General features: G+C 64.8%; 27 protein-coding genes. All 27 read right to left on the bottom strand.

The window, feature by feature from the left end; genetic code table 11:
• Positions 1 to 35: 35 nt before the first annotated feature.
• Complete coding sequence (gene rpsM, locus D7X12_RS05495) at positions 36 to 419, bottom strand: 30S ribosomal protein S13 (RefSeq protein ID WP_120532354.1); 384 nt, start codon at positions 417 to 419, stop codon at positions 36 to 38.
• A gap of 56 nt (positions 420 to 475) precedes the next feature.
• Complete coding sequence (gene rpmJ / locus D7X12_RS05490) at positions 476 to 592, bottom strand: 50S ribosomal protein L36 (protein ID WP_002633586.1); 117 nt, start codon at positions 590 to 592, stop codon at positions 476 to 478.
• Positions 593 to 658: 66 nt separating this feature from the next.
• A complete protein-coding gene (infA, locus tag D7X12_RS05485; RefSeq protein WP_002614803.1) occupies positions 659 to 877 on the bottom strand; it encodes a translation initiation factor IF-1 in 219 nt (72 codons plus the stop codon).
• Between the two features lie 157 nt (positions 878 to 1,034).
• The gene (gene map / locus D7X12_RS05480) at positions 1,035 to 1,787 is read right to left on the bottom strand and encodes a type I methionyl aminopeptidase (protein ID WP_120624204.1); all 753 of its coding nucleotides are present in this window, start codon (positions 1,785 to 1,787) and stop codon (positions 1,035 to 1,037) included.
• Between the two features lie 99 nt (positions 1,788 to 1,886).
• A complete protein-coding gene (locus D7X12_RS05475) occupies positions 1,887 to 2,537 on the bottom strand; it encodes an adenylate kinase (protein WP_120624203.1) in 651 nt (216 codons plus the stop codon).
• A 90-nt stretch (positions 2,538 to 2,627) separates the two neighbouring features.
• A complete protein-coding gene (gene secY / locus D7X12_RS05470) occupies positions 2,628 to 3,974 on the bottom strand; it encodes a preprotein translocase subunit SecY (protein ID WP_120624202.1) in 1,347 nt (448 codons plus the stop codon).
• Between the two features lie 131 nt (positions 3,975 to 4,105).
• Entirely contained in the window at positions 4,106 to 4,633 is a 528-nt protein-coding gene (gene rplO, locus D7X12_RS05465) for a 50S ribosomal protein L15 (protein WP_120624201.1), read from the bottom strand.
• Between the two features lie 16 nt (positions 4,634 to 4,649).
• Complete coding sequence (gene rpmD / locus D7X12_RS05460; protein ID WP_120612987.1) at positions 4,650 to 4,919, bottom strand: 50S ribosomal protein L30; 270 nt, start codon at positions 4,917 to 4,919, stop codon at positions 4,650 to 4,652.
• Between the two features lie 2 nt (positions 4,920 to 4,921).
• On the bottom strand, positions 4,922 to 5,443 hold the full coding sequence (rpsE, locus tag D7X12_RS05455; RefSeq protein ID WP_014395877.1) for a 30S ribosomal protein S5: 522 nt from the start codon (positions 5,441 to 5,443) through the stop codon (positions 4,922 to 4,924).
• Between the two features lie 22 nt (positions 5,444 to 5,465).
• On the bottom strand, positions 5,466 to 5,819 hold the full coding sequence (rplR, locus tag D7X12_RS05450; RefSeq protein ID WP_120624200.1) for a 50S ribosomal protein L18: 354 nt from the start codon (positions 5,817 to 5,819) through the stop codon (positions 5,466 to 5,468).
• A gap of 108 nt (positions 5,820 to 5,927) precedes the next feature.
• On the bottom strand, positions 5,928 to 6,494 hold the full coding sequence (gene rplF, locus D7X12_RS05445) for a 50S ribosomal protein L6 (RefSeq protein WP_120624199.1): 567 nt from the start codon (positions 6,492 to 6,494) through the stop codon (positions 5,928 to 5,930).
• Between the two features lie 64 nt (positions 6,495 to 6,558).
• The gene (gene rpsH, locus D7X12_RS05440; protein ID WP_120624198.1) at positions 6,559 to 6,957 is read right to left on the bottom strand and encodes a 30S ribosomal protein S8; all 399 of its coding nucleotides are present in this window, start codon (positions 6,955 to 6,957) and stop codon (positions 6,559 to 6,561) included.
• Between the two features lie 166 nt (positions 6,958 to 7,123).
• Positions 7,124 to 7,309, bottom strand: a complete 186-nt coding sequence (locus D7X12_RS05435) for a type Z 30S ribosomal protein S14 (RefSeq protein ID WP_120523541.1) — start codon at positions 7,307 to 7,309, stop codon at positions 7,124 to 7,126.
• 26 nt (positions 7,310 to 7,335) lie between these two features.
• Positions 7,336 to 7,992: a 50S ribosomal protein L5 gene (rplE, locus tag D7X12_RS05430; protein ID WP_120612990.1), complete on the bottom strand. Its 657-nt coding sequence runs from the start codon at positions 7,990 to 7,992 to the stop codon at positions 7,336 to 7,338.
• A gap of 176 nt (positions 7,993 to 8,168) precedes the next feature.
• Positions 8,169 to 8,498 carry a 50S ribosomal protein L24 gene (gene rplX, locus D7X12_RS05425; protein ID WP_120612991.1) on the bottom strand — a complete coding sequence of 110 codons (330 nt, stop codon included), beginning with the start codon at positions 8,496 to 8,498 and terminating at the stop codon, positions 8,169 to 8,171.
• A gap of 42 nt (positions 8,499 to 8,540) precedes the next feature.
• Positions 8,541 to 8,909, bottom strand: a complete 369-nt coding sequence (gene rplN, locus D7X12_RS05420) for a 50S ribosomal protein L14 (RefSeq protein WP_014395870.1) — start codon at positions 8,907 to 8,909, stop codon at positions 8,541 to 8,543.
• A 65-nt stretch (positions 8,910 to 8,974) separates the two neighbouring features.
• Positions 8,975 to 9,301 (bottom strand): 30S ribosomal protein S17, encoded by a 327-nt coding sequence (gene rpsQ / locus D7X12_RS05415; protein ID WP_169821648.1) that lies wholly within the window; start codon positions 9,299 to 9,301, stop codon positions 8,975 to 8,977.
• An 84-nt stretch (positions 9,302 to 9,385) separates the two neighbouring features.
• Entirely contained in the window at positions 9,386 to 9,592 is a 207-nt protein-coding gene (rpmC, locus tag D7X12_RS05410) for a 50S ribosomal protein L29 (RefSeq protein ID WP_120624197.1), read from the bottom strand.
• Between the two features lie 67 nt (positions 9,593 to 9,659).
• Complete coding sequence (gene rplP / locus D7X12_RS05405; RefSeq protein WP_120543255.1) at positions 9,660 to 10,079, bottom strand: 50S ribosomal protein L16; 420 nt, start codon at positions 10,077 to 10,079, stop codon at positions 9,660 to 9,662.
• Between the two features lie 63 nt (positions 10,080 to 10,142).
• On the bottom strand, positions 10,143 to 10,805 hold the full coding sequence (rpsC, locus tag D7X12_RS05400; protein ID WP_120532367.1) for a 30S ribosomal protein S3: 663 nt from the start codon (positions 10,803 to 10,805) through the stop codon (positions 10,143 to 10,145).
• A 41-nt stretch (positions 10,806 to 10,846) separates the two neighbouring features.
• A complete protein-coding gene (rplV, locus tag D7X12_RS05395; RefSeq protein ID WP_120624231.1) occupies positions 10,847 to 11,191 on the bottom strand; it encodes a 50S ribosomal protein L22 in 345 nt (114 codons plus the stop codon).
• Between the two features lie 35 nt (positions 11,192 to 11,226).
• Positions 11,227 to 11,514 (bottom strand): 30S ribosomal protein S19, encoded by a 288-nt coding sequence (gene rpsS / locus D7X12_RS05390; RefSeq protein ID WP_014395864.1) that lies wholly within the window; start codon positions 11,512 to 11,514, stop codon positions 11,227 to 11,229.
• Positions 11,515 to 11,527: 13 nt separating this feature from the next.
• Positions 11,528 to 12,373 (bottom strand): 50S ribosomal protein L2, encoded by an 846-nt coding sequence (gene rplB, locus D7X12_RS05385; protein WP_120624196.1) that lies wholly within the window; start codon positions 12,371 to 12,373, stop codon positions 11,528 to 11,530.
• 40 nt (positions 12,374 to 12,413) lie between these two features.
• A complete protein-coding gene (locus tag D7X12_RS05380) occupies positions 12,414 to 12,707 on the bottom strand; it encodes a 50S ribosomal protein L23 (protein WP_120532370.1) in 294 nt (97 codons plus the stop codon).
• A complete protein-coding gene (rplD, locus tag D7X12_RS05375) occupies positions 12,704 to 13,327 on the bottom strand; it encodes a 50S ribosomal protein L4 (RefSeq protein WP_120624195.1) in 624 nt (207 codons plus the stop codon). Before rplD ends, D7X12_RS05380 begins: the two co-directional genes overlap by 4 nt.
• A gap of 51 nt (positions 13,328 to 13,378) precedes the next feature.
• Positions 13,379 to 13,687 carry a 30S ribosomal protein S10 gene (rpsJ, locus tag D7X12_RS05370; RefSeq protein WP_002633608.1) on the bottom strand — a complete coding sequence of 103 codons (309 nt, stop codon included), beginning with the start codon at positions 13,685 to 13,687 and terminating at the stop codon, positions 13,379 to 13,381.
• Between the two features lie 193 nt (positions 13,688 to 13,880).
• A partial coding sequence (locus tag D7X12_RS05365; RefSeq protein ID WP_500683233.1) for an EF-Tu C-terminal domain-related protein occupies positions 13,881 to 14,056 on the bottom strand: 176 nt, incomplete at its 5' end.

Below are 14,056 nucleotides of genomic sequence, written 5' to 3'. Positions count from 1 at the left end.
CGCCTCACGAAAGGAGGCTGCGGGCGCCAGAGGGTTTAGCGGGCCGGAGCGGCCGGCTTCGCGCGAACGATGCCGCGCTTGGGACCCTTGCGGGTGCGCGCATTGGTGTGGGTGCGCTGGCCGCGGACCGGAAGACCCTTGCGGTGACGCAGACCCCGGTAGCAACCCAGGTCCATGAGCCGCTTGATGTTCATGGTCACTTCGCGCCGGAGGTCACCCTCGACCTTGTAGCTCGCCTCGATGATCTCACGGATCTTTCGAGCCTGCTCCTCGGTGAGGTCCTTGGTCCGAGTGGTGAGATCGATGCCCGCCGCTTCGATGATATCGTGCGCGGTCTTGTTACCGATCCCGTAGATGTACTGGAGCGAGATCACCGCACGCTTGTTGGGCGGCAGATCGATGCCGGCGATACGAGCCATCTTCGGTCTTCCTTCGTTTTGGAGTTGGTCTGAGGCTTACGGTCCCCGTGGGACCGTTAGCCCTGGCGCTGCTTGTGCCGGGGGTTGGAAGCGCAGATGACGCGCACGATGCCCTTGCGGCGGACAACCTTGCACTTGTCGCAGATCTTCTTGACGGACGCCCGAACCTTCATGGAGCGAACTTCCTTCCTTCAGCGGAGAAAACACAACAGCCGGTCCGCGAAGGCGGCCGGCACGAATTACTTGGCCCGGTACGTGATCCGTCCGCGGGTCAGGTCATACGGAGACAACTCGACCTTCACCTTGTCGCCCGGGAGGATGCGGATGAAGTGCATCCGCATCTTGCCCGAGATGTGCGCGAGGACCTTGTGGCCGTTGTCCAGCACCACGCGGAACATCGCGTTCGGTAGGGGTTCCATAACGGTCCCCTCGACTTCGATGGAATCATCCTTCGGCAAGCGTCAACCTTCTTCCCGGACCACGAACCTTCTGGAAGCGCGGCGGGATAACACTTTGGTCCGTAAGTAGCAAGCGCCGCGCGAATCGAAACTGGGACTCCTATCAACAACCCCTGACATCACCGTATTTCACCCCGGGTCCGGGAAGCCAGCAGGATCACCGGGTGAGCACTTCCGGGCCCCGCTCCGAGATCAGGATGGTGTGCTCGAAGTGCGCGGACAACTTGCCGTCCACCGTGACGGCCGTCCACTCGTCCTCCAGGACCTCCACGTCGGCTGTGCCCTGGTTCACCATCGGCTCGACCGCCAGGACCATGCCCGGCCGAAGCTTCATCCCCGCCCCCGCCTGCCCGTAGTTGGGCACCTGGGGCGGCTCATGGAGCTTCCGCCCGATGCCATGCCCCACGAAGTCCCGTACCACCGAAAACCCTCGGGCTTCCACATGGCTCTGCACCGCGTGCCCGATGTCGCCGATGCGGTTGCCCGCCTGCATCACCTGGATGGCCTTCTCTAGCGACTGACGGGTGGCATCCACCAGGGCCTGGGCCTCGGGCGTCACCTTGCCCACCGGCACCGTCCGCGCTGAATCCCCGAAGAAGCCCCGGTACACCACCCCGAAGTCCAACTTCATCAGGTCCCCGGCCACCAGGCGGCGCTTACGGCTGGGGATGCCATGGACCACTTCCTGGTTCACGGAAGCGCAGAGCACCCCCGGGAAGCCGTGGTAACCCTTGAACGCCGGCCTCGCGCCCTTCTTTGCGATGAGCTTCTCCGCCAGGGCATCCAGCTCCCAGGTGGAGATGCCGGGAGCCACGGCCTTCTCCAACTCGTCCAGGATTTCACAGACGATCCGCCCCGCCTGCCGCATCAGGGCGATCTCATCAGGGCTCTTGATCTCCACCGGGTTCATGCGCCTCTTTCCCTACCAGCATGCTGCCTTCGGGAACGCGTGGCCGGTGGAGCGGCAGTCCGGACCTTCCCTACCCCCGCCCCGCTGCCTGGTTCCTGCTCAGGCAGGACGGCCGGCGGCCTTCTTGATCTCCTCATAAATGCCTTCGGGGGACCCGACGCCATCCACGCTCTTGAGGAGCCCCTTCTGGGCGTAGAAGTCCTTCAAGGGGGACGTCTCCGCGTCGTACTTCCGCAGGCGCCGCTCGATGACCTCGGGCGTGTCGTCCTCGCGCTGTACGAGCTCGGAGCTGCACTTGTCGCACAGGCCCGCGCGCTTCGGAGGGCTCTGGGTGACGTGGTACACGGCCCCGTCATTGGGACATACGCGCCGCCCGGACCCGCGCTCGACGAGCGTGGAGTGCGGAACCTCCAGGGACACGACCGCGTTCAGCTGACGGCCCAGCCGGGTGAGCATCCGCTCCAGCGCATCCGCTTGCCCGGGGGTGCGTGGAAAGCCATCGAGCACGAAGCCCTGGGCCACGTCCGGCTCCTTCAGCCGCTCTTCCACGATGCCGATGACGACGTCGTCCGGGACATACTGCCCCGCGGCCATCAGTGGCCCGGCGACCTTGCCCAACGCCGTGCCATCCTTCACGGCCTTGCGCAGGATGTCCCCGGTGGAGATCTGCGGGATGTGGAAGTCCGCGTAGAGCTTCTTCGCCTGGGTTCCCTTCCCGGCGTTCGGCGGCCCCAACAGGATGAGGTTCATGTCGCTCCTTTGCACCAGCGTCCATCCTTGAACGACGAGGCGCCCCTCCCCACCATTGGAGAGAGGCGCCCGGAACACAGCCACCAGCCGTCAGGCCGCCACGCGAACCCGACCGCGGATGCGCGGACCGCGCGGACCCGCGAAGCCCTCGTAGTTGCGACTGATGAGATGGCCCTCGATCTGCTGAACGGTGTCCAGCGCCACGCCCACCACGATGAGGAGCGCCGTGCCACCGAACGTGAACTGCACGCCCAGCAGGGTGCTGATGATGGTGGGAATCACACAGATGATGGCCAGGTAGATGGCGCCACCGAACGTGAGGCGGTTGAGCACACGCTCGATGAACTCCGCCGTCTGACGGCCCGGGCGGATGCCGGGGATGTAGCCACCCTGCTTCTTGATGTTGTCCGCCACGTCATCCGGCCGGAAGGTGAGCGCCGTGTAGAAGTAGGAGAAGAACACCACCAGCAGGACGAACAGACCGTTGTAGACCCAGAGGCTGCCCTCGATGCTGCGCTGGAAGCCCTGCAGGAAGGGGAACCACGCGCCCAGCGTCGCCGGGAACGACAGCACCGCGCCGGCGAAGATGGGGGGAATCACACCCGAGGCGTTCACCTTCATCGGGAAGTACGTCGCCTGCCCCGCGAACATCCGCCGGCCCGCCATGCGCTTGGCATACTGGATGGGCACGCGCCGCATGCCGCGCTCCACGTAGACCACCAGACCGATGATGAGGAGCATGAAGAACAGCAGGCCCAGCACCGCGGCCGCGTTCACCACTTCCTGCGTCGTCAGGTCCAGCAGCTGCTTCGCCCCGGGCAGCACGCGCGCCACGATGCCGGCGAAGATGATGAGCGAGATGCCGTTGCCAATGCCGCGTTCGGTAATGCGCTCACCCAGCCACATGATGAAGGCCGTGCCCGCGGTGAGGCTGACCACCGTCATGAAGGTGAACCAGAGGTTGTCGTTGGGCACGACCACCTGGTTGAAGCCACCCTGGCCCGCGTCGGAGCGGCCCAGCGAGGCCAGCCACCGCGAGATGCCGATGCCCTGCACGATCGACAGCACGATGGTGCCGTAGCGCGTGTACTGGTTGATCTTCTGCCGCCCCGCGGCGCCTTCCTTCTGGAGTCGCTCCAGGCTGGGCACCACGACCGCCAGCAGCTGGAAGATGATGGAGGCGCTCACGTACGGCATGATGCCCAATCCGAAGATGGACATCTGCTCCAGCGCGCCGCCGGAGAAGAGGTTGAACAGCGACACGAGGCCGCCCGATTGCTTCTGGGCGTCCATGAACGCGTTCATCGCGGAGCGGTCCACGCCCGGCGTGTTGATGAAGATGCCGATGCGATAGACGGACAGCAGCACGAGCGTGTACGCAAGCCGGCTGCGCAGCTCCGCGATGCGGAAGACATTGGCGAAGGCGTTCAGGGCCACGGGAAAGCCATCCTCTTCAAGAGGTTCTGCCAGCAACAACAAACGCCCCTCTCCGGTTCCGGAAAGGGGCGCGGAAGCCTACACAAGGCTGAGGGCGCGCACCACATCACCGTGATGCGCGCCAATCACGCCTACGCCCGGGGCTGGCGAGGAGCCTTGACGCCCTTGCCAGAGTGCGCCTTGGAGGCCGACTCGGGCTTGTGCGCCATCAGCGGAAGCTCCTCCACGGAGCCCCCCGCCTTCTCGATGTTCTCGCGAGCCGCCGCGGACACCTTGTTCACGCGCACGGTGAGCTTCTTGGCGAGCTCCCCGTGGGCCAGAACCTTCACGCCGTCATAACGGCCCTTGACCAGGCCCGCCTGCTTCAGCGCGGCCTCGTCCACCGTCGTGCCCGCGTCGAACACCTGCTCCAGGTCGCCCAGGTTCACCACCGCGTACACGGTGCGATTGGGCGGGTTGAAGCCGAACTTCGGAAGGCGGCGCTGCAGCGGGCTCTGACCGCCTTCGAAGCCTTCGAACCGCATGTTGCCGGAGCGGGCCTTCTGGCCCTTACCGCCGCGGCCGGCCGTCTTGCCGAGGCCGCTACCCTGGCCACGGCCAACGCGCTTCTTGCGGTGCCAGGAGCCCTCGGGACGCTTCAGGTTTGTCAGGACACTCATGTTGGATCCTCGTTCCTCAGGCCTTGGCCTTGGCGGCCAGGTGCTCCAGGGCGCGGTCCCGGGCGACGATCTTCCGGGGCTTGCGACGCTTGGGCGCCGGGGCCTCCTGGGTGACCGTCTCCAGGGAGACCAGGTGCTTCACCTTGAACACCATGCCGCGCACCGCCGGGGTGTCCTTCAACAGCCGCTCGTCACCGAACTTCTTCAGACCGAGGCCACGGATGGTGGCCAGCATGTCCTCGGAAGAACCCGAGAAGCTCTTCATCAGCTTGACCTTGAGCGCCATGGCTAGCCCCTCGCCTCGCCCGCGAGCTTCTGCGTCTCGACGTCCTTGCCACGCAGCCGCGCGACCTGCTCCGCGCTGCGCAGCAGCTTCAGGCCGGCAACTGTGGCCTTCAGCACGTTGTGCGGATTCCGCGAACCCTGGCTCTTGGTCAGGATGTTCCGGATGCCCGCTGCCTCGAGGACCGCGCGCACCGCACCACCGGCGATGACGCCCGTACCTTCGCTGGCCGGCTTCAGGAGCACCCAGCCGGCACCGAAGTGCCCCAGGATCTCGTGCGGGATGGTGTGACCCATGCGCGGAACGCGGAACAGATTCTTCTTCGCGTTCTCGCCTCCCTTGCGGATGGCCTCGGGGACTTCGTTGGCCTTGCCCAGGCCCACGCCCACGTGCCCGTTGCCATCGCCCACCACGACGAGCGCGGCGAACGAGAACCGACGGCCACCCTTCACCACCTTGGCCACGCGGTTGATGTTCACCACGCGGTCGGTCAGGTCCAGATCGTTCGGATTGATCGGAGTTGCCACTTGAGGAATTCCTTTCTGGTACCTAGAACTTCAGGCCGGCTTCGCGCGCGGCGTCAGCCACGGCAGCGATGCGCCCATGGTAGGGGAAGCCGTTGCGGTCGAAAACCACCGCGTCGACATTGGCGGCCTTGCACTTCTCCGCGATGAGAGAACCCACCCGCTTGGCGTCAGACTTCTTGTCGCCCTCGTCCTTGCCCTTCAGTTCCTTGGACAGGGAGGAAGCATACGCCAGCGTGCAGCCGGTAGAGTCATCCACCACCTGCGCGTAGATGTGCTTGAGGCTCTTGTACACCGTCAACCGCGGGCGCTCGGTGGTTCCCGAGAGCTTCTTGCGGATGCGGTTCTTCCTCTTGAGACGCTGATCGACCTTGGACATGGCTGCTTCCTTTTCCGTCCGGCGGCGATGCGGCCTTCCGCCGCCGGATGATTCCGCCTGGCCCCAGGGCCCGGCAGGGTTGAACTATCGGCGAAGACGGGACGACGACTACGTCGTACCGGTCTTGCCCTCCTTGCGACGGATGCGCTCCTCGGAATACTTGATGCCCTTGCCCTTGTAGGGTTCCGGCGGACGCAGCGAGCGGATGTTGACCGCCGTGGCGCCCAGGGCTTCCTTGTCCGCCGAGCGGAGCGTGAGCCCCACCGTGGGAAGGCTGTCCTCGGTCCGAGATGCCTTGTCGACTTCCGCCGTCACGCCTTCCGGCAGGTTGAACACCACCGGGTGGGAGTAGCCGAGCGAGAAGTGGATCGCCTTGCCCTTCACTTCCGCGCGGAAACCAACGCCGCGGATGTCCAGGCGCCTCTCGAAGCCCGTCGACACACCCTTCGCCGCATTGGCGAGGATGGTGCGCGTCAGGCCGTGGAGGCTGCGGGCCTCGCGAGAATCGTCCTCGCGCTGCACCGTCACCTGGCCGTCCTTCACCTCCACCTTCACCTTGGCGGGGAGCCGGACGGACAGCTTGCCCTTGGGGCCTTCGAAGTTGACCTGCTGATTGGCGACATTGACCTTCGTCTTGTCGCCAAGCTTGATCGCCAGTTTTCCAATCCGACTCATGATTGCCTCGTGCTGTCGTCGCCTGGGGCGCGCTCCTCGCGGGGCGCAACACCCAGACTCCTGGCTAGTAGACCTTGCAGAGCAGCTCGCCGCCGACCTTCTGCTTCCGGGCCTCGGTGTCCACCAGGATGCCGCGCGAGGTGGAGAGGATGGAGATGCCCATGCCTCCCAGCACCTGCGGGATCTCGCGGACCGCCACGTAGCGGCGCAGACCGGGCTTCGACACGCGGTGGATGCCGGTGATGGCAGGGCTGCGGTCCGGGCCGTACTTCAGCTGGACGGAGATCTCGCTCTGAGGCGCGAGCTCGTGGATGGTGAAGTCGCCGATGTAGCCCTCGTCCTTGAGGACCTTGGCGATCTCGACCTTGAGCTTCGAGTGGGGGATGACGACCTTGTCGTGCCGCGCGCGAGAAGCATTGCGCAGGCGGGTCAGCATGTCGCCAACGGGATCATTGACCGGCATGAAACACCTTCCGAAGCGGCGTCCCCTTCAGGGCGACTCCGCGCTCGCAACCACCGCGCCTGCCGGGCCCATCCCGGGGGTTCGCGATGACTGCCACTGCTCATCTACAACTGCGGTACGACGCCCTGCCCTCTTCAGGACAGGGCCTGTACCACGGGTCCAACGTCTACCAGGACGACTTGGTGACGCCGGTGATCTCGCCGCGCAGCGCACGGTGGCGCAGGCAGATACGGCACATCTTGAACTTGCGCAGGAAGGCGCGAGGACGACCGCACAGCGGGCAGCGGTTGTACTGGCGCACGGGGAACTTCAGCTTGCGCTTTGCCTGGGCAATCTTGGAGAGCTTGGCCATGATCGATGGGAGTCCTGAACTCGGTCCTACTGACGGAACGGCATGCCGAAGTGACGCATCAGCGCCAGTCCTTGCTCGTCGTTCGGGGCGGTGGTGACGAAGCTGATGTTGAGCCCCTTCACCTTCTCGATCTGATCGTAGTTGATTTCCGGGAAGATGATCTGCTCGCGCACTCCGAGCGTGTAGTTACCCTTCCCGTCGAAGGCCTTCGGAGACACGCCCTTGAAGTCACGCACGCGCGGCAGCGCGACGGAGATCAGACGGTCCATGAACTCGAACATACGGTCGCCACGCAGCGTGACGGCGGCGCCGATGGCCTGGCCCTGGCGCAGCTTGAAGTTCGCGATGGACTTGCGCGCGCGCGTCACGACCGGCTTCTGACCGGTGATGGCAGCAAGCTGGTCCACCGCCGACTCCAGGATCTTGTTGTTGGCGAGCGCCTCGCCCAGACCCATGTTGACGACGATCTTCTCCAGCCGCGGCACTTCCATGGGGTTGTCGAGCCCCAGCTCCTTCATCAGCGCGGGAACGCCTTCCTTGCGGAAGCGGTCCTTCAGGCGCGCCGAGCGGGCCTTCAGGCCCTCCTCGATGTTCGCGGCGAAGCCGACCTTCTTGGCTTCTTCCTTGCGACCGCGCTTCTTTTCCTTCTTTTCCTTCGGTTCGGCCTTCTTCTCGTCAGCCATTTTTCAGTCCTCTGCTTCGGAGCGCCGTCGTGGACCCAGCGCGCCCGATCAGTCCTTCTTCTGGAACTTGGAAACACCTGGAGGGCTCAACAATTTCAGCCCTCCAGACGTGCATGCCCGCCTGCCCCACCTCAAGGTGGGGCAAGGGGCGCGCATACATGCCCGAACACGGACCCCTAGTCAATCAGGGCGTCACACTGCTTGCAGAACCGCTTGAGGGACTCCCCCTCCGTGCGGATGCCGACGCGGGTCGGCTTGTCACACTTGGCGCACACCACCTGGACGTTCGAGAGCGCGATGGTGCCCGGCTTCTCGATGATGCCGCCCTCGGGGCTCTGCGGCGTCTTGCGCATGTGGCGCTTGACCAGGCGCAGGCCCTCGACCGTCACGCGGCCCGCCTCCCGGTCGACCTTCAGCACCTTGCCGCGCTTCGTCGCCGGCGTCTTCTCCGAGCGCTCGGACCCGGAGATGACCTGGATCGTGTCACCGACTTTCAGCTTCTGCATGGCTTCCTCACTCTGGCTGTTCGCCGTCCGGCCTGCGTCCTTTTAGAGGACCTCGGGCGCCAGCGAGATGATCTTCATGAACTTGCGGGCACGCAGCTCACGGGCCACCGGCCCAAAGATGCGCGTCCCGATGGGCTCCAGGTCCTTGTTGATGAGGACCGCCGAGTTGCCGTCGAACTTGATGTAGCTGCCATCCGCACGACCCACCTCGCGACGGGTGCGAACGATGACGGCCTTGGCCACGTCACCCTTCTTCACCTTGGAGTTGGGCAGCGCCTCACGGATCGACACGACAATGACGTCGCCGATGGAGGCATACTTGCGCTTGGAGCCGCCGAGAACCTTGATGCAAAACACCTTCTTGGCGCCCGAGTTGTCGGCCACATCGAGCACACTCTGCATCTGAATCATGTGAAGTCTCCTCTTGCTCGAACCAGGCCGCTCGCTTCATGGCGCGCGGACCCGGTGTGGCCTACCTAGACGTTCTTGCTCTTCTCCAACACCTCAACCACGCGCCAACGCTTGTCCTTCGAAGCGGGCTTGGTCTCGGCGATGCGCACCCGGTCACCCTCGTTGATGGTGACCTTCTTCGGGTAGTCGTGATCCTCGACGTGCGCCTTGTACTTCTCGCGCAGGCTCATGATCTTCCCGTACTTCGGGTGGGGAGCGCGGCGCTGGACGGTGACGACCACCGTCTTCTGCATCTTGTTGGAGGTGACGATGCCCACGCGGGTCTTGGGACGACCCCGGGTGGAGGTCTCGGCAGCGGGCGTTTCGGTCGCTTCAGCCATGTTGGTTCTCACTGTCTGTCATGCACCCGGGCCCTCTGCCCGGATGGCCGCGGACGCCCGGTGAGCCCGGACGCCATCGCGGATGCACTGCTACAACTACCCCGCCTTCGCGGCCCGGGCCTTTTCGCCCAGAACGGTGAGGATGCGGGCCAGATCCTTGCGATGCTGCACGCCCTCTGCAGGGCTGTCCAGCGAGCCGGTCCGGCGCTTCAGTCGATCCTGGACCAGCGTGTCGCGCAGTTCCTTCGCGCGATTCTGCAGGTCTTCCGTCGACAGGTCCTTCAATTCCTTCGCAGTCGCCATCTTGTCTCCTCGGCGCGATGCGGACGCCCTCCCTGTTACGAGGGGGGACGCCCGCCGCGGTGCGTGACTACAGCGAGAGATCCTTGCGCTGCACGATCTTGGTGAGCAGCGGCAGCTTCGCCTGCGCCAGCTTCAGCGCCCCTCTGGCGATCTCGTTCGTCATGCCCTCCATCTCATAGAGGACGCGACCCGGCTTGACCACCGCGACGTAGTACTCCACGCCACCCTTGCCGGTACCCATTCGGGTCTCGGCGGGCTTCTTCGTGATGGGCTTGTCCGGGAAGATCCGGATCCAGATCTTGCCACCGCGCTTCACGTGGCGGGTCATCGCGATACGGGCCGCCTCGATCTGTCGCGAGGTGATCCAGCCCGGCTGGAGGCTCACCAGGCCGAACTCACCATACGTGAGGTCGCTGCCCCGGTGGGCCGCGCCGCCCATGCGGCCCTTCTGCATCTTTCGGTATTTGGTTCGAGCAGGCTGAAGCATCGTCGCTGTCCTTCGTGCCTCACGGACAGGGCGGGTCTTTCAACCCGCCCCGCTGAGGGCGTCTTACCGGTTGGTGGGCAGGGGGGCCTGGCCGCCCTTACCCGGGAGGACCTCGCCCTTGCAGATCCAGACCTTGCAGCCAATCTTGCCGTAGGTCGTCTTGGCCTCGGCGAAGCCGAAGTCGATGTCCGCACGAAGGGTGTGCAGGGGCACGCGGCCCTCGCGGTACCACTCGTAGCGCGCCATTTCGGCGCCACCCAGGCGACCCGAGCAGGCGATGCGGATGCCCTTGGCCCCGAACTTCATCGCCGTCTGCAGCGCCTTCTTCATGGCGCGGCGGAAGGCAATGCGGCGCTCGAGCTGCGTGGCGATGTTCTCCGCCACGAGCTGCGCGTCCGTCTCGGCCTTGCGGACCTCGACGATGTTCAGGAAGACCTCGTTCTTGGTGAACTGCTGGAGGTCCTTCTTGACGGTCTCGATGCCCGCGCCGCGCTTGCCGATGACGATACCCGGCCGAGCGGTGTGGACGTTGACCTTCACCTTGTTGGCGGCGCGCTCAATCTCCACCTTGGAGACGCCCGCGTGATTCAGTGACTTCTTCACGAACTCGCGGATGCGAATGTCCTCGTGGAGCCACTGGGCGTAGTTCTTGTGCTCGAACCACTTGGAGTCCCAGGTCTTGATGACGCCGAGCCGGAACCCGATCGGATGTACTTTCTGTCCCAAACTGATTCTCCTTGGTGCGTCCGGGCAGGGCCCGACGGGTCCTACTTCTTGGAGTCTGCCAACACGACGTGAACGTGGGCGGACTTCTTCTGGATGGGCGTCGCGCGCCCCATGGCGCGCGGCATGAACCGGCGCTGGGTGGCGGCCTGATCCACGGAGATGGTCTTGACGTAGAGGGTATCCACGTCGACCTGCCCCTTGGACAAGTCCGTCGCGTTGGCGACGGCGCTCTTGATGAGCTTCTCCACCGGCCGCGCAGCAGCGCGCGGGGTGAACTTCAGGATGTTCAGGGCGGCCTCAACAGGCTTGCCCCGGATGAGCGCCGCTACGAGAGAAAGCTTGCGCGGGCTCATGCGCAGGTGACGCAGATGTGCAGTCGACTCCATGGTCATCTCCTCAGGCTCTCAGGCGTGCGAACGGGCTACTTGCCCGGGGCCTTGGCGACCTTCTTCTCCGCCGAGTGGCCACCGAAGGTACGCGTCGGAGCGAACTCGCCGAGCTTGTGGCCCACCATGTTCTCCGTGACGAACACCGGAATGAACTTCTTGCCGTTGTGCACGGCGAAGGTGTGACCCACGAACTCAGGGAGAATCGTGGAGCGCCGGGACCAGGTCTTGACGACCGCCTTCTTGTTCGCCGCGATCATCCCCTCGATCTTCTTGAGGAGGTGATCATCGACGAACGGACCCTTCTTGATCGAACGAGCCATGTTTCAAGTCCTCTTACTGGCTGCGCGCGCCCTGACGGCGGCCGCTCACGATGAATTTGTCGGTGCGCTTGTTGGTGCGCGTGGTGAGGCCCTTGGTCTTCTTGCCCCACGGAGACACCGGGTGCGGGTTACCCTGGCCGGACTTGCCTTCGCCACCACCGTGCGGGTGGTCAACGGGGTTCATCGCCAGACCGCGGACGGTGGGACGGATGCCCAGCCAGCGGCTCTTACCCGCCTTGCCGATGCGAATGATTTCGTGCTCGATGTTGCCCACCTGGCCCACGGTGGCGCGGCACTCGATGAGCACCTTGCGCACGGCGCCCGACGGCATGCGGACCTGGGCGTAGCGCTCTTCCTTCGCCATCAGCTGGCCAGAAGTGCCCGCGGAGCGGATGACCTGGGCGCCACGGCCCGGCTTCAGCTCCACGTTGTGGATGACGGTGCCCACCGGGATGTTGAGCAGCGGGAGGCTGTTGCCAGGCCGGATGTCGGAGGTGGCGCCGGCGAAGACGGTGTCGCCCACGCTCAGGCCGACAGGGGCCAGGATGTAGCGCTTCTCGCCATCCGCGTAGTGCAGGAGGGCGATGTTCGCGGTGCGGTTCGGGTCGTACTCGACGGCGACGACCTTCGCAGGCACGCCGTCCTTGTCCCGACGCTTGAAGTCGATGGTGCGGTAACGACGCTTGTGACCGCCACCCTGGTGACGACGGGTGATGTGCCCGTGAACGTTGCGGCCACCCGAGCGCTTGAGCGGCTCGGTGAGGGCCTTCTCGGGCGAGTCCTTGGTGATGTCCGCGAAGTCGGACACCGTCATCAGACGGCGGGCGGCGCTGGTCGGCTTGTACTTCTTGATGCCCATGGTGTGTTCCTCGTCTCAGGCTGATCTGTCGCCAGTGGCGTCAGACCGCCCCCCCCTCGAAGAGTTCGATCTTGTCACCTTCCTTGAGGGTGACGACCGCCTTCTTGAAGTTGGGGCGCTGGCCGATGCTCTTGCCCACCCGCTTCGTCTTGCCGCGCACGATGTTGGTGTTGACACCCTCCACCGTGACCTTGAACAGGGCCTGCACCGCGCGGGAGACGTCGTGCTTCGTGGCCTTGCGGTCCACGATGAACGAGTACTGGCGGAACTTCTCGCGGGCCTTGTCCAGCTTCTCCGTGATGAGCGGCCCCTTGATGACGTCGTTCAGGTTCATGACAGGGCCCCCTCGAGCGCCTTCGCGGCCGCGGAAGTCAGGACGAGGTGCGAGTGCTTGAGCACGGACTCGAGGTTCAGGCCCTCGGGCGGCAGCACGTCGAACTTCGCCAGGTTGCGCACGCTGCGGTGCAGGTTGGTGTTGCCACGCTCGTCGATGACCAGCGCGTTCTGGAGCTTCAGCCGGCGGGTGAGGACCTCGAAGGCCTGCTTGGACTTCGGGGCGTCCAGCTTGAAGCCGTCCAGGATGATGATCTGCTTCTCCCGGGCGCGCAGGGACAGGACGGCGCGCAGCGCCCCCCGACGAACCTTGCGCGGCGGACGGTAGAAGTAATCACGGGCCTTGGGGGCCATCGCCTTGCCGCCGCCCACCCAGTGGGAAGCACGGATGGAACCCTGACGGGCCCGGCCGGTGCCCTTCTGCTTCCAGGGCTTCTTGCCGCCGCCACTGACGAGCGAGGTGTTCTTCACCCCGACCGTTCCGCGGCGCCGGTTGATCTGCTGCATCTTCGCCACCTCGTAGAACAGGTGGGTGTTCGGTTCGGCACCGAAGATATCGTCGGAGAGTTCGATCTCCGAAACCTTCTTCAAATCCAGGTCGACTACGTCAAACTTCGCCATGGCACTTTCCTCGGGGGTCAGAGTGAAACCACTCCGACGCCATCCCGCTTCCTAGGACTTGATCTCGACGTCAACGCCGGCAGACAGATCCAGCTTCATCAGCGCATCCAGCGTCTGCTGGGTCGGCTCAAGGATATCGAGCAGGCGCTTGTGCGTGCGGATCTCGAACTGCTCGCGGCTCTTCTTGTCCACGTGCGGCGAACGCAGCACGGTGAACTTGTTGATGCGCGTCGGCAGGGGGATCGGACCGGCCACCTTGGCGCCCGTGCGCTTGGCCGTCTCGACAATCTCCCCAGCACTCTGGTCCAGGAGCTTCGAGTCGTACGCCTTCAACCGGATGCGGATCTTCTGTGTCGCCATTCGAAAGAACCTCTTTGAACGACCTCTGAACCGAGAGGCGGTACGCCCGTCAACGCCTGGATTTCAGAGAACCGTTTCTTCGGAACGAAGGGGCGCGGTGTGTACCACCACACCCCGTGGGTTGCAACTGGTTTCCCACCTGCTCTCCAGAACTGCCCAGAAGGGCATTCCGGAGAGCCCGGTGGCCTGAGTGCTACGCGATGATTTCGGCCACGACGCCCGCGCCCACCGTGCGGCCGCCTTCACGAATGGCGAACCGCAGCTCCTTGTCCATCGCCACCGGGGTGATGAGTTCCACCTCGATCGCGATGTTGTCGCCCGGCATCACCATCTCGACGTTCTCCGGCAGCTTCACCGTGCCCGTCACGT

This window comes from Corallococcus sicarius, assembly GCF_003611735.1.
Classification (GTDB): Bacteria; Myxococcota; Myxococcia; order Myxococcales; family Myxococcaceae; genus Corallococcus; species Corallococcus sicarius.
The sequence above is the reverse complement of the archived record's forward strand: the minus strand, read 5'-3'. Positions and strand labels throughout refer to the sequence as shown.